Source organism: Microcoleus anatoxicus (assembly GCF_042465725.1).
In the GTDB taxonomy this organism is placed as follows: domain Bacteria; phylum Cyanobacteriota; class Cyanobacteriia; order Cyanobacteriales; family Microcoleaceae; genus Microcoleus; species Microcoleus anatoxicus.
Genome location: NZ_CP120853.1, coordinates 3,251,264 through 3,275,874, shown reverse-complemented (window position 1 = coordinate 3,275,874; position 24,611 = coordinate 3,251,264). Strand labels below are relative to the sequence as shown.

General features: G+C 44.9%; 22 protein-coding genes and 1 pseudogene. 8 read left to right on the top strand and 15 right to left on the bottom strand.

Features of this window, described 5'->3' with window-relative positions; translation table 11 throughout:
• Positions 1–248: 248 nt before the first annotated feature.
• The 6 genes from P2A85_RS14070 to P2A85_RS14045 all read right to left on the bottom strand — a co-directional run bounded on the left by P2A85_RS14070 (position 249) and on the right by P2A85_RS14045 (position 6,258).
• Positions 249–1,502, bottom strand: a complete 1,254-nt coding sequence (locus P2A85_RS14070; protein WP_377477864.1) for a hypothetical protein — start codon at positions 1,500–1,502, stop codon at positions 249–251.
• A complete protein-coding gene (locus P2A85_RS14065; RefSeq protein WP_377477865.1) occupies positions 1,444–3,267 on the bottom strand; it encodes a hypothetical protein in 1,824 nt (607 codons plus the stop codon). The genes P2A85_RS14070 and P2A85_RS14065 overlap by 59 nt, the downstream gene beginning before the upstream one ends.
• A gap of 124 nt (positions 3,268–3,391) precedes the next feature.
• Complete coding sequence (locus P2A85_RS14060; protein WP_377477866.1) at positions 3,392–3,682, bottom strand: hypothetical protein; 291 nt, start codon at positions 3,680–3,682, stop codon at positions 3,392–3,394.
• Between the two features lie 65 nt (positions 3,683–3,747).
• Positions 3,748–4,242 carry a hypothetical protein gene (locus P2A85_RS14055; RefSeq protein ID WP_377481104.1) on the bottom strand — a complete coding sequence of 165 codons (495 nt, stop codon included), beginning with the start codon at positions 4,240–4,242 and terminating at the stop codon, positions 3,748–3,750.
• Positions 4,226–4,762, bottom strand: a complete 537-nt coding sequence (locus P2A85_RS14050) for a hypothetical protein (protein WP_377481101.1) — start codon at positions 4,760–4,762, stop codon at positions 4,226–4,228. The genes P2A85_RS14055 and P2A85_RS14050 overlap by 17 nt, the downstream gene beginning before the upstream one ends.
• Before the next feature lie 272 nt (positions 4,763–5,034).
• Positions 5,035–6,258, bottom strand: coding sequence for a site-specific integrase (locus P2A85_RS14045; RefSeq protein WP_377481098.1), 1,224 nt, complete (start codon positions 6,256–6,258; stop codon positions 5,035–5,037).
• 332 nt (positions 6,259–6,590) lie between these two features.
• Between P2A85_RS14045 and P2A85_RS14040 the strand changes: the two are divergent.
• A pseudogene (locus tag P2A85_RS14040) lies at positions 6,591–7,501 on the top strand (IS630 family transposase).
• Positions 7,502–7,721: 220 nt separating this feature from the next.
• Here the strand turns inward: P2A85_RS14040 and P2A85_RS14035 are convergent.
• Positions 7,722–7,850, bottom strand: coding sequence for a transposase (locus P2A85_RS14035; protein ID WP_377481494.1), 129 nt, complete (start codon positions 7,848–7,850; stop codon positions 7,722–7,724).
• 94 nt (positions 7,851–7,944) lie between these two features.
• On the opposite strand from P2A85_RS14035, the gene P2A85_RS14030 reads away from it, so the two are divergent.
• Positions 7,945–9,183 (top strand): Zn-dependent hydrolase, encoded by a 1,239-nt coding sequence (locus tag P2A85_RS14030; protein ID WP_377481095.1) that lies wholly within the window; start codon positions 7,945–7,947, stop codon positions 9,181–9,183.
• 72 nt (positions 9,184–9,255) lie between these two features.
• Here P2A85_RS14030 and P2A85_RS14025 read toward each other — a convergent pair whose 3' ends face one another.
• Positions 9,256–10,269 (bottom strand): DNA cytosine methyltransferase, encoded by a 1,014-nt coding sequence (locus tag P2A85_RS14025; protein ID WP_377481092.1) that lies wholly within the window; start codon positions 10,267–10,269, stop codon positions 9,256–9,258.
• Positions 10,270–10,288: 19 nt separating this feature from the next.
• Positions 10,289–11,155: an NgoPII family restriction endonuclease gene (locus P2A85_RS14020; protein WP_377481089.1), complete on the bottom strand. Its 867-nt coding sequence runs from the start codon at positions 11,153–11,155 to the stop codon at positions 10,289–10,291.
• A gap of 59 nt (positions 11,156–11,214) precedes the next feature.
• Here P2A85_RS14020 and P2A85_RS14015 point away from each other — a divergent pair, with 59 nt between their 5' ends.
• Positions 11,215–12,498 (top strand): bifunctional folylpolyglutamate synthase/dihydrofolate synthase, encoded by a 1,284-nt coding sequence (locus tag P2A85_RS14015; RefSeq protein WP_377481086.1) that lies wholly within the window; start codon positions 11,215–11,217, stop codon positions 12,496–12,498.
• Positions 12,499–12,984: 486 nt separating this feature from the next.
• On the opposite strand, the gene P2A85_RS14010 is transcribed toward P2A85_RS14015, so the two are convergent.
• Positions 12,985–13,440, bottom strand: a complete 456-nt coding sequence (locus P2A85_RS14010) for a hypothetical protein (RefSeq protein ID WP_377481083.1) — start codon at positions 13,438–13,440, stop codon at positions 12,985–12,987.
• Between the two features lie 78 nt (positions 13,441–13,518).
• Between P2A85_RS14010 and P2A85_RS14005 the strand changes: the two genes are divergently transcribed.
• Entirely contained in the window at positions 13,519–13,725 is a 207-nt protein-coding gene (locus P2A85_RS14005) for a hypothetical protein (protein WP_377481080.1), read from the top strand.
• Between the two features lie 181 nt (positions 13,726–13,906).
• On the opposite strand, the gene P2A85_RS14000 is transcribed toward P2A85_RS14005, so the two are convergent.
• The 5 genes from P2A85_RS14000 to P2A85_RS13980 form a co-directional block, all read right to left on the bottom strand.
• Positions 13,907–14,653, bottom strand: coding sequence for a hypothetical protein (locus P2A85_RS14000; RefSeq protein ID WP_377481078.1), 747 nt, complete (start codon positions 14,651–14,653; stop codon positions 13,907–13,909).
• Positions 14,654–14,728: 75 nt separating this feature from the next.
• Positions 14,729–14,974 carry a hypothetical protein gene (locus P2A85_RS13995; RefSeq protein WP_377481075.1) on the bottom strand — a complete coding sequence of 82 codons (246 nt, stop codon included), beginning with the start codon at positions 14,972–14,974 and terminating at the stop codon, positions 14,729–14,731.
• Between the two features lie 7 nt (positions 14,975–14,981).
• On the bottom strand, positions 14,982–16,151 hold the full coding sequence (locus P2A85_RS13990; protein ID WP_377481072.1) for a hypothetical protein: 1,170 nt from the start codon (positions 16,149–16,151) through the stop codon (positions 14,982–14,984).
• A gap of 37 nt (positions 16,152–16,188) precedes the next feature.
• Positions 16,189–16,860 carry a ThiF family adenylyltransferase gene (locus P2A85_RS13985; protein WP_377481070.1) on the bottom strand — a complete coding sequence of 224 codons (672 nt, stop codon included), beginning with the start codon at positions 16,858–16,860 and terminating at the stop codon, positions 16,189–16,191.
• Between the two features lie 295 nt (positions 16,861–17,155).
• Positions 17,156–18,439, bottom strand: a complete 1,284-nt coding sequence (locus P2A85_RS13980) for an ABC transporter substrate-binding protein (RefSeq protein ID WP_377481067.1) — start codon at positions 18,437–18,439, stop codon at positions 17,156–17,158.
• 318 nt (positions 18,440–18,757) lie between these two features.
• Between P2A85_RS13980 and pilM the strand changes: the two genes are divergently transcribed.
• From pilM to P2A85_RS13960, 4 genes are all read left to right on the top strand, one after another.
• Entirely contained in the window at positions 18,758–19,852 is a 1,095-nt protein-coding gene (gene pilM / locus P2A85_RS13975) for a type IV pilus assembly protein PilM (protein WP_341736464.1), read from the top strand.
• 47 nt (positions 19,853–19,899) lie between these two features.
• Positions 19,900–20,829 carry a PilN domain-containing protein gene (locus P2A85_RS13970; protein ID WP_377481064.1) on the top strand — a complete coding sequence of 310 codons (930 nt, stop codon included), beginning with the start codon at positions 19,900–19,902 and terminating at the stop codon, positions 20,827–20,829.
• Entirely contained in the window at positions 20,826–21,641 is an 816-nt protein-coding gene (locus P2A85_RS13965) for a pilus assembly protein PilO (protein ID WP_377481061.1), read from the top strand. Before P2A85_RS13970 ends, P2A85_RS13965 begins: the two co-directional genes overlap by 4 nt.
• Before the next feature lie 227 nt (positions 21,642–21,868).
• Positions 21,869–24,253, top strand: coding sequence for an AMIN domain-containing protein (locus P2A85_RS13960; RefSeq protein WP_377481058.1), 2,385 nt, complete (start codon positions 21,869–21,871; stop codon positions 24,251–24,253).
• Positions 24,254–24,611: the final 358 nt, after the last annotated feature.

Here is a 24,611-nt window from a genome sequence, read left to right as displayed (position 1 = left end):
CACTTAAGCAACCAACCTAGGCAACCTTTAAGCAACTGTCAATGGGTTACATAGGATTAGTTACATAAGTTTATTAGGTAACTACCAATATTGGTTACACATAGTGGTTACATAAGTTTATTAGGTAACTATCAATAGTGGTTACATAAATTTATTAGGTAACTATTATTGTTGGCAGTGAAGACACAGAAAATCCCCCAAGGTCGGGGGATAAGAGTACCAGTCGTTAGTCCTTGGTCATTGCCTAGTCAGGAATCACCCTTAAGTCTTGGGGGTTGAGCCAAGTCGTAAAACTGCCCTGATGGCTTCAGACAACAAACGTGGTGGTTTTTAACCTCATCAACCACAAGGTCAAGTTTTCCGTACTGTGCTACGCAGCCAGCATTGTTACCCACGTAGCGGACTCGCACACCTTTTTTGAGGGTTACGCGCTTGGACTGTGTTGGAGGTGTTGGCTGTTCCGGTTGAGGTTGAGTGAGTATTTCTGCCAGTTTTCGCCGTTCCTCATCTGTGAGTTTAGACGTGAGTTTTGAGAGTAAATTGCAAACTTCTGAAAAAGTTGGATTTAGTGCTCCAGCGTCTCCAGCAGCGCCCTGCGTAAGGATTGTTTGCTCCAGCGGTGTTCCAGCATAATTTTCTTGCTGGAGCACTGCTGGATATAAAACAACGGTAGAATCAGGTGCTGGAGACGCTGGAGCACTTTTTTCACTTCTTTTAGAATTTTGCTTGCTGATGCCGAGATAGTAAAAATCACCCTTCGTCCGTTGAGAGTCCAAAACCGCTTCAGTGTGTCGGTGTTTTTCTAACTTAGGGAATAGTTCACTGAACCGAGCAAACACTTGGTTGATTGCCTTAACAGGAGTGTCCCGCCCAGGTAACTCGTTCCAAATCAGTTTTCCCTTGTCACCCTCTATCTCAAGAATGCCTGCCTCTACATACCAGTTCCGCAACTCCTGCCACAAATCTTTAGCGTAAACCCGCTCACCTTGACCAACCTCATACCCCATATCCCTGACAAACTGCCAAAGGTGCTGAGACTTTTCCTGAGCTTCCCGTAAAGCCGCGTCACTCGAACCGTAATTAATCCCTTGAGCCAGCAACAACGGTATCCGCTCCAGCATCCTGTTCAGCAGCGCCGGTGCAATCCGTTCCAGAATAAAGTTTGGGTCTTCCTTAAACCGAGGGTCTGCCTCTAACTCACCCTTACTAGAATCAGCCCCGACCACGTAAGTTTTCTTAAAACTCAGAATGCAGTATCGGCTGCGGATAGCTTCTGCGTCACTACTGATAGATGGCAGAACATTGCAGTTAGCAAGAAATATCGCCTCTGGCTTGTATGGATACTCACCACGTCCCTTATGTTCAATAGTCAACTCATCCCCGGTGATGAACTGCTTGAGACTTTGTAGCTTGTCCAGTTTCACCGCGTCCGCATTCTCACCCTTACCAGTTGCACAAAGAATTCTCCAGACCAGCGAGGGGAAACTTTCTCCCAGTGTCATAAATCTGAAAGTCCTTTAAAGACTTCCCAGTCACACCGCGTCCCAACACCGCCACCAACGCAGTCCGCAAAGTATCTTTACCGTTGCTACCATCGCCGTGACAAAGCAGTCCTTTGACCCGCGACATCTTCAAACGAGCTAACGGTAGACACAGTGCAGCAGCAATTGTCCTGAGAAAAATCTCACGTTGTTGTGGTTCAAGACACTCCAAAAGGCGATCGCAATCTGTGGCATCAATGTCAGGGTCATATTTGCCGCCGATGTATGTGTAGACCTGTTTTGGGTCATGGGGGGTAATCGTGTGTGAGCCGTCAGAGTTGATTTTTACCACCCCGTTAGAACAGTTCAATCCCGGCGGGTTCACAGTCTCAATGTCTACAGCCAGCCCTAAAACCATTGAGTTGTAGACTTCATTTGTGCTACTTGAGTTAACTCGGCTACGACGGTACACGCCCCCTTTCCCTTTCTCTGAGTAAGTCCTCAACCACTCAAAGATGCGACGTTTCTCGGAAACCTCAGAACGCAACTCGTAGTAACTGCCAGTGAATCGGTAAATTTGACCCGCAATCGACACCCAATGACCGTCAGAGTACAGTGCAGATTCAGCTTTTAGAACGTAATTTTCTTCTGAAACTGGTGCTGTGTCTGGAATGTAATCGTCAATGTTACTATTAGACGACAAATATACTACATCTTCACACGTATGCGGGCGTGAGAGTAAAGGATTTTCTTGTATTTCTTCCGTTGCAGCGCCATGAATTTCCGCTTCTAATCGGCGAATAAACTCTTCAATGTCCATAGTTTCCAAAATCTCTCGGATATCCCCTTTGTCTGGGATATCTGGACAAATGGCAACCGGGTCAACGACTAGGCAAGGGAATTGAATGTGGTTGCAAACCAGCCGAACCTCTGTGCCCTTCTTAACTCCTGTGTCATCGTTATCCCGCAGCTTCACGAGTACGATATTTTTGCCTGTTGCTTGCAGAGTTTCAGCCATCATTTGTATCTCATGGTGGCTCCATTTAGACCCCTGCATGGTCAAAGCTGCGATACCGTGAGACCGCGCTAGCTCTACGTTCGGTTCACCCTCAAGCATCAGAACTGCAACAGGCTCACCGTCTGGTACACCCGCTAAAACCTCAACTACTTCATCAATGCGGTAAGCAGACCAAGGTAAATCACCTTTAGTCCATACCCGTTTACCGTTGCCGTCAATGTGAATCTGACGGTAGGTTTTGTCCCGTCCCTTTGGCTTGCTCAGGTCTATCCACTGAAACCGAAAGACTTCCTGTGAGGCACTGTAAACGTAGGTGACTTGCTCTGCATCGACAGGTACATCCTTTGGGATGTATTGAGGTTTGAATGGTTCAGGCCCGTATTGTGGTGCTAGCAGCTTTAAGAGCTTCAATCCTGTGGGAATTGGGACTGGTGCTGACTGTGCTTTCTTGGTAGCTTTCTTGGCGGGCTGACGTGTGCTGGCAGATTTGTTGCCATGCTGCTCTGCCAAGAACTCGGATAACGGCTTAATAGCTTCACGGATAGCAGCGCTACTACAGTCGCCAGACCAGCACTTATATTTGCCAGTTCTAGGTTCAACGCTTAGGTTGTGTCCGCCACATACCGGGCAAGTGTATTTATTCTTCTCTTTGCCTGGTTCCAGCTTGTTCAAGTGGTCACGGATGTCGAAAGAGCCTGTGTTCAGTTGGCTGGAATTTTCTGAGGAATCGGATGCAGAATTTGACTCTGTGGAGTAAGATGTAGTCATGAGTTTTAAGCCCTCCAAGGCTAATCCAAATACCGCTGCACTTCAGGTACTAATTGAGAGCAGCGGTTTTTTGGTGTTTACTTTTGTTGAAAATTTAGAGCATAGGAAGTACCGCCCCGACAAATTAGATTGCAGGTACGGTACTGTCGCTACGGGCACAGCCACCTATTTCAGCATCAGGCAATGGCACAAAACGTTTGGGCGGGCCTCGACTGACTTCAGGTTTTGGTAAGTCTATTTTTGTAGTGGCGATGTAGTCGTCAGAAGGTGCGTAGACAAAAGAATGGACGAGCGAGAGTATAAGGACAAAAGCAACGAGATAAGGCGTTTTAAGTGAAGACTTTAGTACCGCACGTATTTGTTCTCTGACCAAACGAAGAATTAACCGCCAAAAATCCCACTTAGCAAGGGACAACTGTCAGAGGAAACTGGAAGCGATCGCACAACTCACAAAAGTGTTAAAAAGTGCGATCGCCCTGCTCATGGTTTTGTCCCTTGTAGCTTGGCTTTAATTTCGCTGATGCGACTTTCGGCATTACTAGCTGCTTGTTCTAAACCCATGCCTAATCGAGCGTAAGCAGGACGCAAGCCGTGCAAGTGTTTACCCAGACCTGCGTCGGCGCGCTTTTTTACGAGTTCGTTGTCGGCAACCACGCCCTCGTATTTGCGGTGGTGTTTGTGGACTTTGGCATCGGCTTCCTCAATCTTGCCAACCGCTTCATAAGCCCGTTTGGCGTGACGTGCGCCCTCAGTTTTCTCCTTTGCTAGCGCCTTCATAGCGTCGGCTTCTTCTTCTGTGAAGTAGCGGGGTTTTTCGATGATGGGGACTGAGCGTTCACTTGCTGCGAACTTGCCGGGATTTAGCGGACTGATTGCGTCGGCACTGGTTGGGGCTAAAACGGTGGAATGGTTAATAGCGTGGCTACCATGGCTTAAACCGCCCGATTTTTCGTCATTTTTAAAGATTTTGTTCATGCGTCCCATATTCGGCTCCTATTTGAATGTTGATGCGGATTTTAGGGAATAGATTGAGCGGGTTAATTTGTCGCCACATGGACATAGCCAGCACAAATACCCCCACAGAAGCGAGTACAAGTGCGATGAGTTGCCCAAAATCAACCCAGTCAAAGAAGGTGGAATTCTGGCGGGTAAAGCAGACGGGGAAAGAACCGTCATTAGTCCAGTCGAGGGTGTCTACACTGTCTACAGTTTGTAAGTCAAGCGGTTCAGATGTTTTGTCTACACTTACCGCTTTATTAGTGTCTACACTGTCTACAACTTGTAAGTCAAGCGGTTCAGATGTTTTGTCTACACTGTCTACAGTCGCCGTCTCAAGGGATTCACCGTCAACTAGGTACAGTTCTAGCAATGCCTCCCATGTGGCAGTTTTGCTGAGTTTCCCGAACTGTTTGGCATCTTCATTGGTGAAACCGCGGTCGTAGGCGATCGCTTTTAACTTGTCAATGCGACGGTGGCTGATGGGGGGTTCAGTCATGGCAAAACCCCGCCAACTCAATCATTAAGAGTTGCGATCGTCCGCAAAGACAATCGGCTGAAAGTGGCATAATTTATAGGCTCCAAACGTTGTTGGTGAACGGTTTGGGGAAGTCGTAGTTAATCTGGTGTTGGCACACCGGGTTAACCGCGCATATCAAATCTTCCTTAGTTACTCACGATTACAGATTCACAGCCCCTTGTCAACAGAGGGACTGTAAAGTTTTGTTTCGCCTCACAACCCAAGTAGCTGGTCACAGAAAACAGGAATATTCAACCCATATCAAACTCTCGCAACACGCCCGGTAAATTAATCCGCTCAATATCAAAATGTAAATAGTGCTGCATAATCACTTCGGGCGAATTCCCTACAAGTTTAGCTAGCTTTTGAATAGGAAAGTCATTATTAGCGTGGTATGAAATCATCGTGTGCCTCAGATTGTAAGGAATACGATGTCGCATCTCAAGATTCTTGAGTAATGTTTTCCAAACAACATTTAAAGCAGCCTGACTGATAGGTTTTCCTATCTCATTGGTAAATACAAAACCTTCTCGGTGCGGGATTGACTCAAGCAAAAGTTGCAATTCTTGATTGACGGGAAAAGTTCGCACAAACTCCGTTTTAGTACCTTCTTTTGAAACAATTTTGCCCCCAGAAGTAAGTACCCGTGTCTCGCAAAAAGTTATGATTCTTTTTGCAATATTGACGTTGTTCCACTTGAGAGCAATTGCCTCACTGGGACGGCAACCCGTCAACCAAAGAAAGTAAACGTACCTGTAATATTGACTATGCTTGCCCTTGAACCGAGAATGGGTATCATCTTTAAGAGCATTTAGGATGCGGTAAACTTCATCAACCGCGTACACGTCAATTTCTTTTTTCTCTTTTTTCTTGCCACTAATTTTGACAGACCCCAAAATATCGCGATATTCGATACCCCACTTGCGAGGTATATTACCCTGCTTACTGTTCCAGTCAACCGCTGCGGTTAAGTGCATGAACCGTTTTTTCGAGGTAGCAGCAGAGCGTTTTGTGTCATCAAGTATCCACTGAAGAATCTCTGACTTGTCCTCTAATCGCTTAAACGGACATTTTTCTAGCAGTCTAGAAACATGGGTAATTTCATTGTTGATGTAAGTTTGTTCCCACGCACCTAGCGCTTGGTGAAAGTCAACATATTTTTTCCACAGCAGTGAAAATTCGTCTTTGCGAACTATACGCAGAGAAGCTTTGTCACTACTAGCCAGTAGGGGTTTTAACTCCCTAACAAAAGTTCGCAGATACTCCAAATCAATTATTTCAGCGCCATCAACGAGTCGCTGTATTTCTCTGTCAAGCTTGCGTGCCAACACCAGGGCTGTAAATTCGTCACAACCGAGTCCGATAGTCGATCGCCCAAATTTCTGATGCAAACGTGCTGCATAGTAGGGCCTGACTTGGTGTCGCTGCACCTGAAGATTGAGCCACCGAAACTCAGAATTCGCTGCTGGGTACATACTTACCTCTCCAAACTGAGATTAATTCTACTCAGGAATGGTATATGAAAATGGTATATAAACAGCATTTATTTGAGTCGAGGTTCGTACAAGCCTTATCGTGCAAGGGCTAGCGTCATAGAATAGGTAGACTCGAAATCTACTTTAGGGGTGACTCTAACGTGGGTTCAAATCCCACCCTCTCCGTATCCCTTACCCGGTAAGAAATTCATTAATTAACAAGCCTTCTTCGATAGGCGGTATATCCCATGTTCGTATATATAGCAACCGCCTTGGCGGTTAGAGCGTAAACTGAGGATAGTCTTTTTTGTTGCGGAGCGATCGCACCACTTATGCCTCAACCCTACAGCTACGATCTACGCGAGAAAGTCATTCAAGCTATCAAGCTTGATGGCTTAAAAATTATTGAAGCCAGTCAACTGTTCAACATTAGTCGCTCTCGCGTTCGCCCTATGGCTGAAGCGACAAGACGAAACAGGAGACTTTCTAGCTTTACCCAATCAGCCTCCGGGTAATGGTCATAAAATCACTGACTGGGAACTATTTCGTCAGTTCGCCAAAATTCATGGGGATAAAACCCAGGTGGAGATGGCCAAACTTGGGGATGGGGAAATTAGCTCACGCACCATCTCACGAGCCTTGAAGAAAATAGGTTTTACTCGAAAAAAAAGACTTATGGCTACCGGGAACGAGATGAAGCCAAGCGGCAGGCTTTCGTAGCTGAGTTGTCCACCTTACTCCCGGACACAATTGTTTATGTTGATGAATCAGGGATGGATGATCGAGATCAGTATGATTATGCGAGTGAATGAACGAGGTGAGCGCTTCCATGCACTGAAATCTGGGCGACGAAAAGGTCGAGTCAATATGATTGCCGCCCTATGCAACCAAAAATTGAGCGCCCCTTTTACGATTGAGGGAGCGTGCAATCGAACAGTTTTTGAAATGTGGCTAGAAACTTGTTTAGTTCCAACATTGGTTACAGGACAAGTGGTGGTGATGGACAGTGCCACATTTCATAAAGGCGGTCGGATTCAGGAATTGATTCAAAGTGCAGGATGTAGACTGTTGTATTTACCGCCGTACTCCCCTGATTTCAACTTGCATTGAACAATTTTGGTCTTGGCTTAAGAGTCGAATTCGTAAACAAAAGAATCAGTTTGATTGCTTACGGGATGCGACCCTTGAATGTCTTGCGCCTTGCGTCCTAACCGCCTTGGCGGTTGCTATAGAACCCATTTGAGATCTAAGAAGCTAGCCTCTTAATCATCAACCTAATAAAACAAAGATTCATCTTTGCAGTTGCATTATCTAAAGTTCTCTCGAAGTTTTTGATGAGAATTTTACACCTTTCCATCCAAGAATTCGAGCGCTCGATGACCCACCTTGTTTTAACGGGCACAAATCCCGATTGTCCTCTTTCTTCTTTTTGTTTTTTTGAGGGTTTTTCCGAGAGTTAAAACTTAATTTTGGTGAGAATCTGTGGGTAAATTTTCCCAATTACACCCATTTTTGAGTTTATAGAAGATACCATCCAAGATTTCTCTTTTAGTCCAGCTAGGAGGTCTAGTTTGTTTTTTAACGGGTAATATTTGATGTAGTAGAGGCTCGCTTAATTTCCCATTCGGAGTCCGTTAGGTAACAATATACAACAATTAGTTAAATCAATCAATAGGAAAACTTTAAATGACACTTATATTAACACTTGCAGTCAACGGAACTCGCCTCAACAGCAGCATTACTCAACTCGCCCAAATCGGCAAATTGCCAGGAGGAGGAGTCTGTCGGGTAGCTTTTACCAAAGAAGATTTACTCGCCCGCCTACTGGTGGAATCTTGGATGGTAGAAGCAGGGATGACAGTTCGGATTGACGCCGCGGGGAACATGATCGGCCGATATCCGGGAAAGGGCGAGGCTGGAGCTCTAGCAACAGGTTCTCACATTGACACAGTTCCCGTGGGCGGCCATTACGACGGAGTTTTGGGAGTTTTAGCAGGGATTGAAGTCGTGCGGGTACTGCATGAAAACAACCTGCGCTTGGAACATCCCATCGAGATAATCGTATTTACCGACGAAGAAAACAGCGTCATTGGGTGCAAAGCGATGGCCGGGAATACAGTCAGCGATGCCGAATATTATCGTCGCAGCGACGGTACTTCCATTGAAACTTGTTTAGCACAAATTGGCGGAGATTGGTCAAAAATTGCCCAGGCAAAACGCCATCCCCAAGAAATAGCAGCTTTTGTAGAACTCCATGTCGAACAAGGGGGTGTTTTAGAAAGTACGGGGGATGAAATCGGCATAGTTCAAGGCATTGTCGGACAATACCGCTATGGAGTGACAGTCACCGGCCGCCCCAATCATGCCGGTTCAACACCGATGCACGATCGCAAAGATGCACTGGTAGCCGCTGCACAAATGGTACTTGCAGTCAACAAGCTGGGAGTTGAAACACCGGGGGAACAAGTAGCAACGGTTGGTTACTTAAACGTGTCGCCGAATGCTACAAATATTGTACCAGGAAAAGTAGATTTTAAAATCGACTTGCGGGATATATCTCAAACTAATTTGGAAGAATTATTAGTTAAAATGAAAGAGGAGTTTAGGGCGATCGCACTAGCCACCAAGACCAAAGTTGAAATGACCGAAATGCTGCACGTATTGCCGACCTTAGCAGCACCAAAGATTCAAAATGCCATAGCCGAAGTTTGCCAAGAATTAGGATTGAGTTCGACGCATTTAATCAGCCGCGCCGGACACGATGCTCAAGAAATCGGCAGGTTTACTGATATGGGGATGATTTTCGTGGCTTCTCGTGGCGGTATCAGCCATGCAGAAGATGAATATACTTCCCCAGAACAGTGTACTCAGGGAGCAAATACGCTGCTGCAAACCTTCTTAAAACTCGATCGACTTTACGACTAGGGCGAAGCGACGACAAAACCGATGGTTTTAGGAATTCCCAACGTCCTAAAAACCTAGGTGAGTTGATAAAATTTAGATGACAGATAATAAAGATAATGTCCGATTCCCAATGACAATATCCTCAAAAATCTTACTAGCCAAAACTCTAGCAAAATTTACCGGAACAGCATTGCCTACCATTTTGTATCCATCAGCAATCTGCTTATACTTAAAAATAAACTCATCGGGAAAAGTCTGAACTCTCGCACATTCCCTCACCGAAAGTCGGCGGTAAGGCCGAGGCGAATTTGGGTCAAAAATGCGTTTATCCTTCGCAATCAAAATCATTTTATTAGCTTGAGGATGGATAGGCGCGTGTCGGCCACTAGCCTGAATTGTAAAAGAAGGTTCCGACCAACCTCTAACTCGATTTCGCGACATATAAATACTCGAAAATCCCAAATCCGCACATTCATGATTGGGAATTAGCGAGTGATAGTTATTTAATTTACCTGGAACAGCCATAGGTGCGATCGCCCTTAAGTCAAAAATCGCATCTTTCAAAGTCAAAACTTCATCCCCAGGTTCGGGAAACTCAAAACCAAAACCCAGACTTTCCCGATAACCGACCACAATCACCCTTTGCCTATCCTGCGGTACACCAAAATTTTTAGCATTCAACAACTTGAACGAAACCCGATAGCCAATTTCCTCGAATTGCGATAATATATAAGTGAAAGCATCCTTGTTTCTAGGAGCTAAGATACCGCTGACATTCTCAGCCAAGAAAAACAAAGGCTGCTTGTCCCGCACAATTCTGATATAATCCCAAAAAAGCTGACCCCGACTGTCATCAATCCCGCGTTTCGCACCCGCTTCACTCCAACTTTGACAAGGAGGGCCACCAATGATCCCGATACAATCAGGAACTTCATCAGAATTGATTTTTCGGATATCTCTGCGATCTAAAATAGTATCAGGATGGTTAAGCTCGTAAGTATCCCAAATAGTGCGATCGTGCTCATTCGCCCAAACAATATTAAATCCTGCTTGTCGAAAACCCAAATCCAACCCGCCACAACCTGCAAACAGAGATATGATATTCATAATGCCTTTACCTTTAGTGTTAGATTTTGTAAGTAATAATTTTAGCAGGTATGAGGTTTACAGGATTATCGGGACATTTAATCCGCTGAGTATTAATATTAAATCCTGGAACTGATATGGATTCGATCATTGTTCTGCTGTCAAGTGGCAAAGACAAATATTTACTTTCCTTCATTATGGCGATTATCTGAAAATTGGTCTGGGGGTCATATCCTGTATTTATATAATCAAAAACTATCGAAGGATTATTTATGCCCCACATGCCTCTAATTCTTAAGTAAGTTATACCTAATGGGTCTACTTTATTCACTCTCCCTAATTCTCTTGTTTTGCTAAATTCGACATCTGGAATTGCATTAATCCCAGTGGCTATTTGATCTCTAATTCGTTCATAATATTCTTTGCTGGCAGCATAGCAGTCACCATAAATAAGCCATAGCCTTTTCAGAGTTTGTTTGGTCTTATCCGCACTGGTGGCTCCAATTGCATACACAATATCCTTCTCTGTCCATGTTTCACACTTACGACAAGCAGAGGCAATTTGTGGATTGTTAGAAAATAATTTTGATTTGGGATAAGAACTATTTAATGGAATCTGGAGGCTGGAAGTCTGTATTTTCTTGACTTCTATGGCATCGCCATTTCTGATGATTAAATCAGGAGGATTATTCTGGTTGCCACTCCAAGAAAATAGTTCACTGTACTTTTCAAGTTTATTGCTGACTTCTGGTTCGTCTATAGTATTGGCAAAAGCGTCCTTGACAAAATACTCTAGGGCATCACCCAGAGCATTAATTCTATTATTGCTTTGGCTTTTATAATAACTGAGTAAGTCAGGTATAGGATGATTAATAATTGTAGCGATCGCTTGCAGTATATTCGTCATTTGTTATAAAAATTAGATACCCCACTTTTACCAGGGGACAATCATAGCAGATATCGTCAATGAATGCAAGTTCCCTCCTCCAATCATACCAACATTTCGGCGTCCATCTCGGTCTCGAAAGAATCAACCAGCTTCTCGAAAAACTAGATAATCCCCAGCAAAAAGTACCAATCATCCACGTCGCCGGCACAAATGGGAAAGGTTCCGTTTGCGCTTACCTATCCTCAATATTAACCGCAGCAGGATATCGAGTCGGGCGCTACACATCCCCGCACTTAATTGATTGGACAGAAAGAATTTGCATCAACCAAAAACCAATTTCTCCAACCGAACTACAAGCATACCTCAAACGAGTAATAGCCACCACCCAAAACAACACCGAAACCCCCACCCAATTTGAAATCATCACAGCAGCAGCTTGGCTGTACTTCGCCGAACAAAAAACAGACATCGCCATCATCGAAACCGGATTGGGTGGTAGATTAGACGCGACTAATGTTTGCGAAAATCCCCTGGTTAGCGTCATCACATCCATCAGCCTCGAACATTGGCAAATACTCGGCCCGACTGTCGCCGATATTGCTGGGGAAAAAGCTGGTATTCTCAAAGCAAAATGTCCGGCAATTATTGGAGAATTGCCAGAATTTGCTAGAATAGTCATAGAGAAACGCATCCAAAAATTAGACTGTCCCGCAATTTGGGTAAAACCCGCCAGAGATTTAGGACAAGGATTAGCAGAATATCAGTTAAGCCAAAATGGTGTTAAAGTAAGGTATGAATTGCCATTGTTGGGAAAAATTCAACTGATGAATTCGGCAATTGCGATCGCAACTATCCAAACTCTACAAAACCAAGGATGGCAAATTTCCCAAACAGCCATCAAAAACGGTATAGCCAAAACCCAATGGCCAGGAAGACTCCAACAAACAACTTGGAGAAACCAGACAATATTAATAGATGGAGCTCACAATCCAGCCGCCGCTATTGCGTTGCGCGAGTATGTCGATAATTTCAGCAACTATCAACCAATTAACTGGGTAATCGGGATTATTGCTACAAAAGACTGCGATGATATATTAACAGCATTACTCAAAAAGGGCGATCGACTTTATCTAGTATCCGTACCGGATCAAAATTCAACACCACCCGCAGAATTAGTCGCCCTCGCCCAAAACATCTGTCCTGAATTAACACTCTGTCAAACATTCCCCGACTTAACAACAGCCTTAGACGATGCTGTTGCAGATGCCAATTTAACAGTCATTTGCGGTTCTCTGTATCTCATCGGTTATTTCCTGCAACAACAAGCCTCCCCTCTTCATTCAGCATCCATTTGCGGTTAGTAGGGTGCGTCAGAACCAAAACTCTTAATCATCGCCCTAGAAATCGGTCTGACGCACCCTACACACCTCTGCATCTGCGGTTAGTAGTTAGTAGGGTGCGTCAGAACCAAAACTTTCAATCATCGCCCTAGAAATCGGTCTGACGCACCCTACACACCTCTGCATCTGCGGTTAGTAGTTAGTAGGGTGCGTCAGAACCAAAACTTTCAATCATCGCCCTAGAAATCAGTCTGACGCACCCTACACACCTCTGCAACAAACATCCCATTAAAGTTAATTTTGCCAGATTCTTGGCTGTTTAAACACCAAACTGCTACATCTACAATTACTTAAATGTAAGTCGGTTTTGCCAATCAATAATCGACTTCATTTCACAATAATAAATAACACTATAGCAATCCTAAATCAGTCGCAAAATCGATCGAGGCCAGAATCATTGCACTGAGCATCTTGCTCGCGTATGATTTTGCAAATCATTTAGGATTGCTATATAGCCTTTCTCATAAAGATGAGGTACGATCGAGAATTGGTAAGCAGATGGTCGCATTCTGATACGCCGGACATACAAGTGCTGACTAGAAGGGAACCGTAGCGACAGGCGGTGTCTTTTTCGGTTACGAATAAGTCTCCGAGCTTTTTGGCTAGGGTTTCGTCACCAAAGTAATAGCTGTTGCCAGATTGAAAGATCATGCGTCGCTTAATTCCGTCTTCTGGGTTGTGGATGCTGGCGCGTAGTTGGTGAGGGTCGGGATTGGATTTGTCAAGTTTAACTATTATTAATGAGTTCAGTTCTTCTGGTTGAAACATTGCTTGCAGAATCGAGTGGCGCAGGATTTCTGGGTTGTTGAAGAATTTGCCTACATTGCGACCTTTGGCATCGGTGTAAGCGGCATCGAAAACGGGGATTTTGAGTCCTTCTTCGGTGGCAATTGTGGCGACCATGAGTTGATTTCTCCTAATATTTGAGTTGAAAAGGTATGGCGGGACTATCTAAGCGTTAGCAGGTTGAAACTCGGTCAAGTGTTGACCGTTGGAAGTGTTTTTGAGGTGATGGAAATGGGACTAATGGTTGATGCGATCGCTAGTTCGGTTCTGTTTGAAGATGAGGATACGGGGTTGGTGGAATTGGCGATCGGGCTGGATCATGAGGATAAATACTCATTCGTGTGTCCCAGTAGCGCTTCGGCGGACTTGAGCGACAGGCCGGGGAGAGCGATCGCACAATAGTAAAATATGGACTTTGATGAGCGAATTCAGGCTGACCCTACATATATCGATAGGGTTTAAGTTGGGGATTTTTTTTATGAGGCGGCGGTAGTTGCCGTTTAATGATTCTTAGTTTGAGCAAGTAATGGAAAATTTTCTATTGCTTGTTCAGCTTAGGCGAATTTGGCAAAGAAGATATAGTTTACATCCTCAATTGTTCCTCATATTGGTTATACCAATATTCAACAATATATAAAGATGCTCTTATTAGCATATCCCATTTCTTATCGTCGAGATTAATAGACTGAGTTGCTGGCCTAAAATGAACTATAGAATTCCGAATTTTATAAATAAAATCTCCACATTTACCTTCTTCTGTACCATCAAGCAATGTTTTAATTTCTCGCACTAACTGAAGAGCTTCTTCGGGGGAATCGTCAACTAGCTTATTAACCGCTTCATTTTCTTTAGGTTTCCAACCAATGTACTTTTCAACATCAGCCGAAAACTTTAAGAGCGAATCTGTGATCTTCAATTCCTTGTGAAAAACATCCAAATATGATATACAAAACAGCCTTTCTATACATCTATAAATATCAAGGAATGAATATTTCCAAGAAACAGAAACTAAACTAAATAATAAATTTTCATAAGGTATGCTCTCTGAACCTTCAAAAAAAACCTTTTCAAATTTATCAAGGGTTTTACAAGAAAAATTCAAGGCAATTAGTTGGCTATTCTTTAAGGCGTAGAAACCTGATATTCTTATTAAATCTATATCGTCTTTTTTAAGAAAAGCAGAATCTTCTTGAATTCGATAGACAGAAAATGGTTCAAAACAATTTGCTATTAAAGAAAAATTGTATTCAATTGTTGAGTTTTCAGATTCATATAAAATTTCCTCGGCAATCTCATAAGCGCTTACTTTATGACTAAGAGGAATTTTCAATTCAAAGAGTAATGCTGTAACTATACCCGCATTCAGTTCTACAAGTTGAATAACTTGATCACTATCAATAATTTGTTAAATTTGCCAACCGACGGCAACAAAATATTTCTGGGTATTAAATTCAAACGAGGCTGTCTGGAAGTTGGGTAAAATTAGCTGTTTGTTTATAATTTTGAGTTTTTTCAACCATTCTTTTTCTTCTGTATTCGTCTCAATACATCGTTTTTTATCAAAAACAGACACAGCAACTTCACTTAATTGGACAAACTCAACTAATATTTTAAATATATATTCATTAGCCTCGATCATGTTTCTAGACATAAGCTTTTCAGTAAGATCTCCAACATGGAGTCATATTGTCAACATTAAAATTTTCCTCGATTAAGGTCTTAAAAGCTTGCAGAAAGAATTCTCTTTCATTAGACTTGGCTGGTTTTTTACCAATCAGTTCATTTAAAGTTGGAAAATCTAAGAAATCTCTTCTTTCGCTACTGTTTAGATTAGATAGACGTTCTAACATTCGATCAGCACCAGTTTTTATTTGATCCCATTTTTCATTTTGTTTTTCTGCGCTATGATCAGAGCCAGGTCTACCCAGAACAGACAAACCTATTGCTGTTACAAAGCCAACACAAGCTGGTTGACTTTTTCTAAATAAATTACCGTCTTTAAAATATTCTTCCGAATTTTCATCTCTATCTGTGGCTATAGCTTGATCAAATTTACCCAAATAATTTATCACTTCATAAAATATATTGGTAAAATTTGAATTGGCTGCTGATTCTATAAAGTCTTGCCGCATAAATTCATCTGCTAACCTTTCCTGTAAGTCAATTTTTTCTTTTCTTGCACCAAAAACTAAAAATAATTCTATAATATTATCAGCCTGAAATTGTCCATATGATGAACTTCGCCTCTCTTCATTTATTTCCAAAATCTCAACTGAAGTAGATTTTTGTTTTAATTCTTTGATAATTGACCTAAAAACTATTTCAATCTGTCTCCTTATATTCCAAGGAACTTGCCCCGTATTTAAAACTAACATCCGGTAGGTAAGACTATTTACTTGAGAGGCAATCCAATATTCTATACGAATTTTGTTTTTACTAATATCTTTCTTCGCCTCTAGTGCTTCATGTAGAGCTGTAGTTCTTTGCATTCCGTCGATAATAGAAATGCTATCACTATCAATTTCTTGAATCAAGGCTAAAAAGGAAGATATGTCATTTAATTTATGTATTTCTGAGAAAGTATCCGGCGACACGATTACTCCTAAGACTATGGGTGGAATTAGTGCGCCTGCTTCTATATCTTGAACCATTCTTTTCCGAATACGAATAGCTGTTGTTGTTTTTAATGTATCTCTTTGTCCTTCTAAGCCTCCTCGATTTTGAAATGTTTTGCTTACCATACTGAGATAACCTTCAATACTTAGCTGTACCATAACAGAGTAGCAATTTACCTTTTCATCTTTTAAAATATCGAGATCTGTTGTCATAAAAATTTCCTTTTTTATTTCAATAACTATTTTTTTGTTAGCCCCAGACAGCCTTAATCAGCACTACCATCTCAGCACAAGATAGGTTATTTGTCAACTCCTCTGATTTCGGCTTCAAAAGGTCAGGAGCCTGGAGCATCGGAGATGGCAGCCTAGCACATCCCAGCCCCCCAAAATTATAGAACTCCGGGTCAGTTTCCAAAGAACTGCCCAGCAAAATTTGTCCGGCTGCGGCATGATTTCCGCAATCCAAATACCACACGCGGGGGATTTCAGAGCGGCTGTAGAATTGGTTTAACTCAAGAACCTGGTTAATTGCCGCTCTCCCGGCTGCCGTATCCACACACCCTACCAGGATAGTCAGCTTGTCGTAGGCGTAGCGAATCAACTTGGGGTCAAATTCCTGCACGAAAGCCGTCGCGTCCACTCCCCAAGCGATAGAATATCGCAAAGCTAGAGCCTGCGCCTTGGGCAATCCGATTTCCTTGTCACAGAAAGCCTGCCTGCTGATGTTGGCTTCTTCAACTATATCGGGATCTGCGATCGCAAACTGCACCTTCTTCCCCAACTTGCCCAAACTCCGTGCCAGCCGTGCAATATGGTACGATAGCCAAGAACCAGTTCCTCCCGCCCCAATTAGCCAAAAGTCGATCGAATCAGCCTGTCTGACAATCAGAGGCGAAGCTGACAAATAATCATAATTAAACATGGGGTAAATCTACAATGAAACTCGGCAATTCAAATATCCAGTCAGCAGGAATGTGCCAGAATTGCCGATAAACTCCCACGAGGCAAATAATTTCAGTGACGATCGTAATCGTAGGGTGCGTCGCTCCCGAAAAATTGGTGATGATTTGAAGCTATTCGATGCGACGCACCCTACAGTTGAAAGCAGATTTATGCTTATATGACGGCACGGATTCCCATTATTTAATAATACGTCAAGATGCCAAAAAAAGCAAGGGGCTGACTCAAAAATATCCCGCCCCAACTTCAATTAAAAACTACTTTTGATTCCAAGCCAGGGCCGCATCAGCCACAGCTTGCTCTACCGATTTCTCCCCCAACATTGCCGCCTGCAAATTGTCATAAATCGCCTTTTGCAACTTCTTAACATCCTTGAGAGGCGGAATCAGCAACTCAGCTTTTTCCAACCCAGAAGCACTGACAATCCGAGCTTTATCAGCAGTAGGAGCATCCGCCGGTACACTCTTAAAATAAGAGTCCTTTAAAGCATCAACATTAGAAGGCAAAACATTAGCAGCCTTAGCAAAAGCCAACTGATTCTGAGAATTAGTCACAAACAAAGCAAACTTGACAGCATCATCAGGGCGCTTGCTGTCGCGAGGCACCACCAAATTCATCACCGCCACAGTCTTCTTGCCGTTTGGACCAGTAATTTGAGGAGCCACAGCCGAAACAGCACCTATACTAGGAGCATTCTCCGCGATCGCCTTTAAGAATTGAGGCCCTGAACCCAACAAAGCAGTATCCCCAGATTGATAAAGCTCGATCGCCCGACGATGGCCCTGAACCAAAACATCCTGGGGCAAAAATCCACCCTTGTACAAATCTACCCAATACTCAAAAGCAGCCTTACCTTTATCGTTATTAAAAGCAGCCTTACCTTGAGCATCAACCAAAGTGACACCCATCTGCACCAAAGATTGCAAAACCTCCGCCGAATCCTCCGGTACAAAAGTCACAAAAAAAGCAAACTTACCAGTCTTCTGCTTCACCTGTTTTGCTACTTGAGCCAACTCAGTATAAGTAGTAGGAGGCTTAGCAATTCCCGCTTTTTTCAACAAGTCCGTATTATAAATTGTTACCCCAGTTGTGAGATACCAAGGAATACCAAAACTCTTGCCGTCGAGAACGCCAGATTTCCAGATATTTGGGAGATAGGTCGATCGCACTTTTTCCGAAATCCGCGAGTCCAAATCCAACCAAGCATTGCGCCCAGCCAACAGCGAAGCAAAATCAGGATTTAGGTTGACCACATCCGGCGCAGTTTTCGCCGAAACAGCCCCCAAAATCTTGCTTTCCATCGCCGACCAAGGCACATCGACCCAGCGCACCTTCACGGTCGGATTTTCCTTTTCAAAATTGGCGATCGTCTGATTGAAATATTCCGTAAACTGAGGTTGCAGTTGCATAGTCCAGAACTCAAGTGTCGCCGAATTCTTGGTCGGAGAATTAACAGCAGGCTTGCCACAACTGACCAATGCAGACAACAGTAGCCCCACTAGCCCAAAAATAGTAAATAATTGCCAAGATTTACGTTTCATCTTTCTGCCTCCTTGTTTTAACTATTAGGTAATTTATTAGGTAATTCCTCTGGGTGATTTCCAGAATTGACCAGCGGGTCGATCGACCCAAGTTGAAATTTGTTGACATTCACACCAGAATGCTCAATCTCAAGTAGATTGGATAGGATAAAATCGGACAATCGCGCAACACACACAGTGGCCACCGTTTAGGTACTGCCCAATAGCGAGATGTCAGCACCCTCGCCGCGTGGAAACAAAGTTTCCCACAGCCAACTGCTGACTCAGGCTGGCCAAGCACAAGTTAAAGAAAATAGCAATTACCAGCGACCCAATCACATGGTTAACTTTTTCAAAAATCTAATTTCCAGACGCCAGCCCGGAATCGGCATCGAACTAGCCTCAGACCGCATCAACATCATTCAACTGGAAAAGAAAGCTCAGGCATTAAAAATAGCCACATTAGCCTCCATAGAAGTACCAGAAGACATAGTACAAGAAGGACAAATAGCCGACCCGCCAGGGATGGCAGAACTGATACGTTCAGTCCTCGCCGAAAACAAAATCAAAGCCAAGCACGTAGCCACAGCCATTCCCGGACGGGAAGCCGTGATTCGGTTAATTCCAGTCCCATCAGAACTCAACAACGAAGAACTGCGAGAATACATGAATTCAGAAGCAGGGCTATACTTGCCATTTCCCAGAGAAGATGCCGACGTAGACTATCAAAAAATCGGCCTATTTGTCGATGACGACGGCGTAGAAAAAGTGCAAGTTGTACTCGTAGCAACCCGCAAAGAAGTGACAGACACCTATCTAGAAACCTTCAAAGAAGCCGGACTGATTATAGACGTGCTAGAAGTAACCAGCTTTGCCCTGATCCGCACCCTCAAAGACCAACTGCAACAATTTTCCTCCCAAGAGGCAGCAGTCTTGACAGATATAGAATTTGACAGCACCGAGTTAGCTATAGTAGTAGACGGCATACCACAATTCAACCGTACCATCCCGATCGGCACTTACCAAATCCAGACTGCCCTCAACGAAGCCATGAATCTGCCACCAACCAGAGACACCAGCGAACTACAAGGCATGACCTTACCAGTAACAGATACAATGGGGACATCAGGGGATGCAAATCCGGGTACAAATGCGATGATTAAAGTCTTGGGAGAACTCGCAGACGAACTGCGTCGTTCAGTAGACTTTTATCTCAACCAGAGCGAAGAACTAGAAGTAGCACAACTCCTGTTAGCAGGGCCAGGAGCTGCGATCGGCAAACTAGATGAATTTTTCATGCAAAGATTAAGCTTGCCAGCTTCTCAAGTAGATCCCATCGACACCCTAGGACTCGAAGTCAGCGAAGAAATTAGCCCAGAACAGCGAGCAGGTTTAGGAGTAGCTTTAGGTTTAGGACTAAGGGAGGTTTTGTGAACAGTCTCTTAAAATCTCAAATTTAAAATCTCAAATCGAGTAAAGCCATGTACAGCCTAGATATTAACTTTCTCAGAGACCGTCCCGAATACAAACAGGACGAACCCAGCCAAGCTCCAACCAAAAAAGGTTCGGGTTCGGCAAAAGACCAACTGCCGTTAATTGGTGCCGTACTCTTCGCCATGGGCATCAACGTCGCCGTCATGGGTGCCTGGTGGTGGGCAACTAACGAAAATAACAAGTTGACTACACTACAAACAACCCTTGACCAAGAAGTTACCAAATTAAACACTGAAGCAACTGCTGTCAAAGCCATCAACACCGAAACCGATAAAGTTACCGCTGAGTATCAAGCTTTAGCAGGAGTATTCGACCAAATTAAACCTTGGTCGGCAATGCTGCAAGATTTGAGTAGCCGTACTCCGGCGGGAGTGAAAATTGCCAAAATCGAGCAAATCGACCCCAGCCCGTCTCCCATAGCAGCACCTCCCCCTCCACCTCCGCCCACCCCCGCAGCCACAGCGAGTCCGTCCCCAGGGGCGAGTCCGTCGACCGCAGCTAGCCCTACCCCGGCGGCAGTTCCTACCCCAGTCGCCCCACCCCAGGCAGCAAAGATCGTAATTTCTGGAGTAGCCAGTACCTTCGATCAAGTTAACGACTTTATGCTGCTGGTTCAGCGTTCTCCTTTTTTCCTCAACACTGATACCAGACTGGTCGCAGCCACCTTAAAAGATAACCCCGCACAGGTACAAGTGCGTAACCAAAGCGCCCTAGGGACTGTAGAAATTCCCAAACTGCGGCAGGTGGTGGAATATAAAATTGAAACTAGCCTTAGCCCCACTGTTGCTTCCGAGTTGCTTCCAGAGTTGCGGAGTCAGCAAGCAGATGGGCTGGCAATACGGATAGAAACACTTCAAGAAAAAGGAGTGCTAGAAACACCAAAAGGTGAACAAAAAGGAGAAGTGAAGAAACTATGACAGCATCAAATGAGTATAGTCCCAGTGGAGAACAAGTAGAAGAGTCGTCAGGTCAGGAATTATTCGGGATTAAGCTGACACCCCAAGTCCAAGCAATAGGTGTCGCCGTTGTCGGACTTGTAATTGCCGGTGGCATCGGCTACCAGTTTGTGCTGCCAGAAATACAGAAAACCGCCGAAATCCAGCAAAAAATTAGCGAGGCTAAAACAACGCAACTGAGTTTGCAAACTCAAATTAAAAAAAGGGCAGAAGCAGAAGCCAAGCAAGAACAAGCAAAACAGCGTCGTGCCGATGTGACGTCAATGTTTGCCAGCGACGCGGGGGCCACGACGCTGTTGTTGGATATGACTCAACTGGTTAACAGAATCAACATGGGTGTGGAAGGGGATCAGGGCAAAGCTAAACTCACAAAATTTGAGCCAGATATTTTGCCAGCACCGACAGCCGCCACCGCAGCACCTGTAGACCCTGATATTCTGAAAGATACGTCTTTCGGAGCGTCTCTGGCTGGCAAACTCCGACGCAAAAAATATAAGGTAGAGTTTGAAGGCAATTTTGCTCAAACTCGCAGCTTTATGCGTAACTTGGAGTTGATGCAGTCGTTGTTGGTAGTGAGGAATTTGAAGTCTGAATTGGCGGAGGCAAGTCAAACGATAGAAGTTGATTTTTTGAAAGGGAAAATAGTCCCCGTTCAGCAACAGCAAACTAAACTTAAAACGGCTTTTGATTTGCACGCATTGCTGCCGTTAAAACAAGAGGAAAAACTGCCGAGTCCTAGTCCGAGTGCAGGGGCAACTCCTGTTGCTAAATAAGTGGATCTACAAAAACAGAATACAAGTAAGCTGTTACGCATTTAAAATAGTATTGTAGGGTGCCACGGCCCACAGCCTTTCCCTTGCCGATGAAAGCGATCAAGCTGACGCACCCTACAGGTCTAAATAAGTCGATCTACAAAAACAGAATACAAATATCTCTGACTTTCTAAAGAAGTTTCGGAGATAACAGACAATAATTAATCTAGTTTATTTTAGGAGTGAACGTGAAACAGCATCTACGATCAACTGGAGGACTTCTGAGCACTGTTGCCGGAGTTCTGGTAGCGCAAGCCCCCGTTTGGGCTGCGCCAACTCAAGTCACAGGAGTGCAAGTAAGTCAAGTCAATAATGGGGTAAATATTGTCCTGGCGACTGAAAAGGGCGATCGGCCGCAAGTCTTCGCCATTAACAATGGCAATACCTACCAAGCCACAATCATCAATACCCAGCTCCGCTTGAGCCAAGGCAGCACATTCCGGCAAGAAAACCCAGCTCCTGGCATTTCTTCAGTAGAAGTCACCCCGGCAGACGCTAACAGCATCCGCGTGTTGGTGACAGGCACTAACGGCGTTCCCAGCGGACAAATCGTTCAGGGACAAGGCAATGGCATCGTTCTGAGCGTTGCCAGACAGGGCGGTACACCGCAATCTACTCAAGCTGCACCGCCACCACCTCCTAGCCTGCCCCTGAGCCAAACAGCCCCTGTGCCGAGTCCCCAAATCCGTACAGCGCAAAACCCAAACGTGGTCTTGCAAAATCCTGAAGTTACAATCACTAGAAACGATCGCCCACCACTCCCCAGCGAAATTCAATCTCCGACCAGTCAGGCCGCGCCTTTCCTACCGCGGGCAGTTGCTCCACCCCTAGGAGATATCGCCGTTTCTAACATCGCTCCAGCGGCGGGAAATATCGAGCTGAGTTCGGGAGAACGCATCCCTCGGTTAGTCCTACGGGATGCCCCTGTTCGGGACGTGTTGGCTCTGCTGGCTCGTGCTGCGGGGTTGAATATTGCTTTTACAGGTGGCGGGGCTCCGGGTCAGCCAGGCCAGCCAGCGGCTGCACCGGCGGCGGGTGCAGCAGGAGGTTCGGATGAAGGGCCGAAGATTTCTTTGGACATCGAAAATGAGTCGGTGCAAGATGTCTTTAACTACGTGCTCCGGCTGAGTGGGCTGCAAGCTAATCGGGTGGGACGGACGATTTTTGTAGGTGCTAATTTGCCACTGGACTCGCGCAATATTATTGTTCGGACTCTGCGGCTCAATCAAGTTCGGTCTACGGATGCAGCTAACTTTTTGAGCGCTCAAGGTGCCGAAACTCAACTCCCGATTACTCGCGTGACTATTCAAACGGTGGGCCAGGGTAATGCGGCGCGGGATGTGGAAATTCGGGAACCTGATATTAAGGCGATCGGGGCTAAGGATGGTAATGGCCCGTTATTGTTGAGGGGACTGTCGGTGCTGGCCGATGCGAGGCTCAATTCCATCACTTTGGTGGGAGATCCGCGCAAGGTTGATGTCGCTGTAAATTTCTTGACTCAGCTAGATTTGCGCCGCCGTCAAGTGGCGGTGAATGTCAAGGTGATCGATATCAATTTGTCGGGAGTAAACAACAGTAGCAGCAGTTTTTCTTTCGGCATTAATAACAATTTCTTCGTCAACGACCAAGGGGCCGCAAGTCTTAATTTTGGTGGCTTACAGCCTGCGAACACTAATGATGTCAACGCTAGCCGATCGACTCCGCCCATCGTCCCCAACCAAGTAACCGGAGACGTTTTCTACGATGCGAACGGTCGCGTTACCGTCCCATTGACTGGTCAAGGTGTCAACGGTCCAGCTAAGGGTGTGTTCCTTCAGCCTACAGCCCCAGTTAGTAATAGCCCTACACGAGTTGGAATTACCGATTACACACCAGGATCGGCGACTACTTCGGGAACCGCAGAGTTCGGATTGTTCCCGTTGTTGCAGTATCCGAGGAGGTTCCTGTCTGCGTTGCAGGCACAGATTAACACCCTCAACGCTAAAATTCTGACTGATCCGACTCTGGTTGTTCAAGAAGGGGAAACGGCAAATGTGAATATCACCGACGAGGTGCTTACTAACATCACGCAACAAACGCAGACCACCGGAAATACCAGTACCACAACAACTACGGCTGTCAAAGACAAGGCGGGTTTGCAGTTAGGGGTGGCGATCGATCGCATCGATGACAACGGTTTTATCTCTTTGCGGGTGAATCCGATCGTCCGAGCTCCTGGCGCAGAGCAACAACTCTCTACGGGCCCGAATACCAATACGATCAGACTGCTTTCTGAGCGCTCTTTGCAGTCGGGGTTAATTCGACTGCGAGACGGTCAGACTTTGATTGTATCGGGGATTATCAGCGACCAAGAACGGGTGACAGCCAGGAAGATTCCGATTTTAGGAGATTTGCCGATTATCGGTTCGCTGTTCAGGAGGACTAATAAGGAAAACCAGCGGGCGGAAGTGATTGTATTGCTGACACCGCAGATTTTGGATGATAGCGATCGATCGAACTTTGGCTACCAAAACAACATCAGTCCCGACGCCCGCCAACTGTTGCAGCGGGGTCAGCCGATCCAACCTAGGTAGTAGTCCGAAGGAAGAAGCAAGAAGAACCCCCCCCTACCCCCCCCAAGGGGGGAAAAGAAGGAAGAAGGAAGAAGAACCCCCCCTACCCCCCCCAAGGGGGGAAAAGAAGGAAGAAGAACCCCCCCAATGGGGAAAACAAGGAGGAAGGAAGATGGCAAACTCCCCCCTTTTAGCCCTTGACAAATGACATTTTGTTCCTTCTGTTTCTGCTTTTTTCCGGTTCTCAAATCCACCGAGGGGAGAAATCTGCTCTCCAAGGTGGTATTTTTTTGACACTCCCCGACTTAAAAGCGACGCACTGAGCGTAGTCGAAGTGTACGGGGATTCTTGGTTCGCAGACATACCTTAAAACTACCTA

Bases quoted from the DNA above. Each gene is read 5' to 3' on its own strand.
- P2A85_RS13985 (WP_377481070.1), bottom strand. From the start codon at position 16,860: ATGTTTAATTATGATTATTTGTCAGCTTCGCCTCTGATTGTCAGACAG.
- P2A85_RS13995 (WP_377481075.1), bottom strand. From the start codon at position 14,974: ATGTCTAGAAACATGATCGAGGCTAATGAATATATATTTAAAATATTA.
- P2A85_RS13965 (WP_377481061.1), top strand. From the start codon at position 20,826: ATGACAGCATCAAATGAGTATAGTCCCAGTGGAGAACAAGTAGAAGAG.
- P2A85_RS13990 (WP_377481072.1), bottom strand. From the start codon at position 16,151: ATGACAACAGATCTCGATATTTTAAAAGATGAAAAGGTAAATTGCTAC.
- P2A85_RS14065 (WP_377477865.1), bottom strand. From the start codon at position 3,267: ATGACTACATCTTACTCCACAGAGTCAAATTCTGCATCCGATTCCTCA.
- P2A85_RS14020 (WP_377481089.1), bottom strand. From the start codon at position 11,155: ATGACGAATATACTGCAAGCGATCGCTACAATTATTAATCATCCTATA.
- P2A85_RS13970 (WP_377481064.1), top strand. From the start codon at position 19,900: ATGTACAGCCTAGATATTAACTTTCTCAGAGACCGTCCCGAATACAAA.
- P2A85_RS14045 (WP_377481098.1), bottom strand. From the start codon at position 6,258: ATGTACCCAGCAGCGAATTCTGAGTTTCGGTGGCTCAATCTTCAGGTG.
- P2A85_RS14025 (WP_377481092.1), bottom strand. From the start codon at position 10,269: ATGAATATCATATCTCTGTTTGCAGGTTGTGGCGGGTTGGATTTGGGT.
- P2A85_RS13980 (WP_377481067.1), bottom strand. From the start codon at position 18,439: ATGAAACGTAAATCTTGGCAATTATTTACTATTTTTGGGCTAGTGGGG.
- pilM (WP_341736464.1), top strand. From the start codon at position 18,758: ATGGTTAACTTTTTCAAAAATCTAATTTCCAGACGCCAGCCCGGAATC.
- P2A85_RS14070 (WP_377477864.1), bottom strand. From the start codon at position 1,502: ATGACACTGGGAGAAAGTTTCCCCTCGCTGGTCTGGAGAATTCTTTGT.
- P2A85_RS14030 (WP_377481095.1), top strand. From the start codon at position 7,945: ATGACACTTATATTAACACTTGCAGTCAACGGAACTCGCCTCAACAGC.
- P2A85_RS14050 (WP_377481101.1), bottom strand. From the start codon at position 4,762: ATGACTGAACCCCCCATCAGCCACCGTCGCATTGACAAGTTAAAAGCG.
- P2A85_RS14015 (WP_377481086.1), top strand. From the start codon at position 11,215: ATGAATGCAAGTTCCCTCCTCCAATCATACCAACATTTCGGCGTCCAT.
- P2A85_RS14010 (WP_377481083.1), bottom strand. From the start codon at position 13,440: ATGGTCGCCACAATTGCCACCGAAGAAGGACTCAAAATCCCCGTTTTC.
- P2A85_RS14055 (WP_377481104.1), bottom strand. From the start codon at position 4,242: ATGAACAAAATCTTTAAAAATGACGAAAAATCGGGCGGTTTAAGCCAT.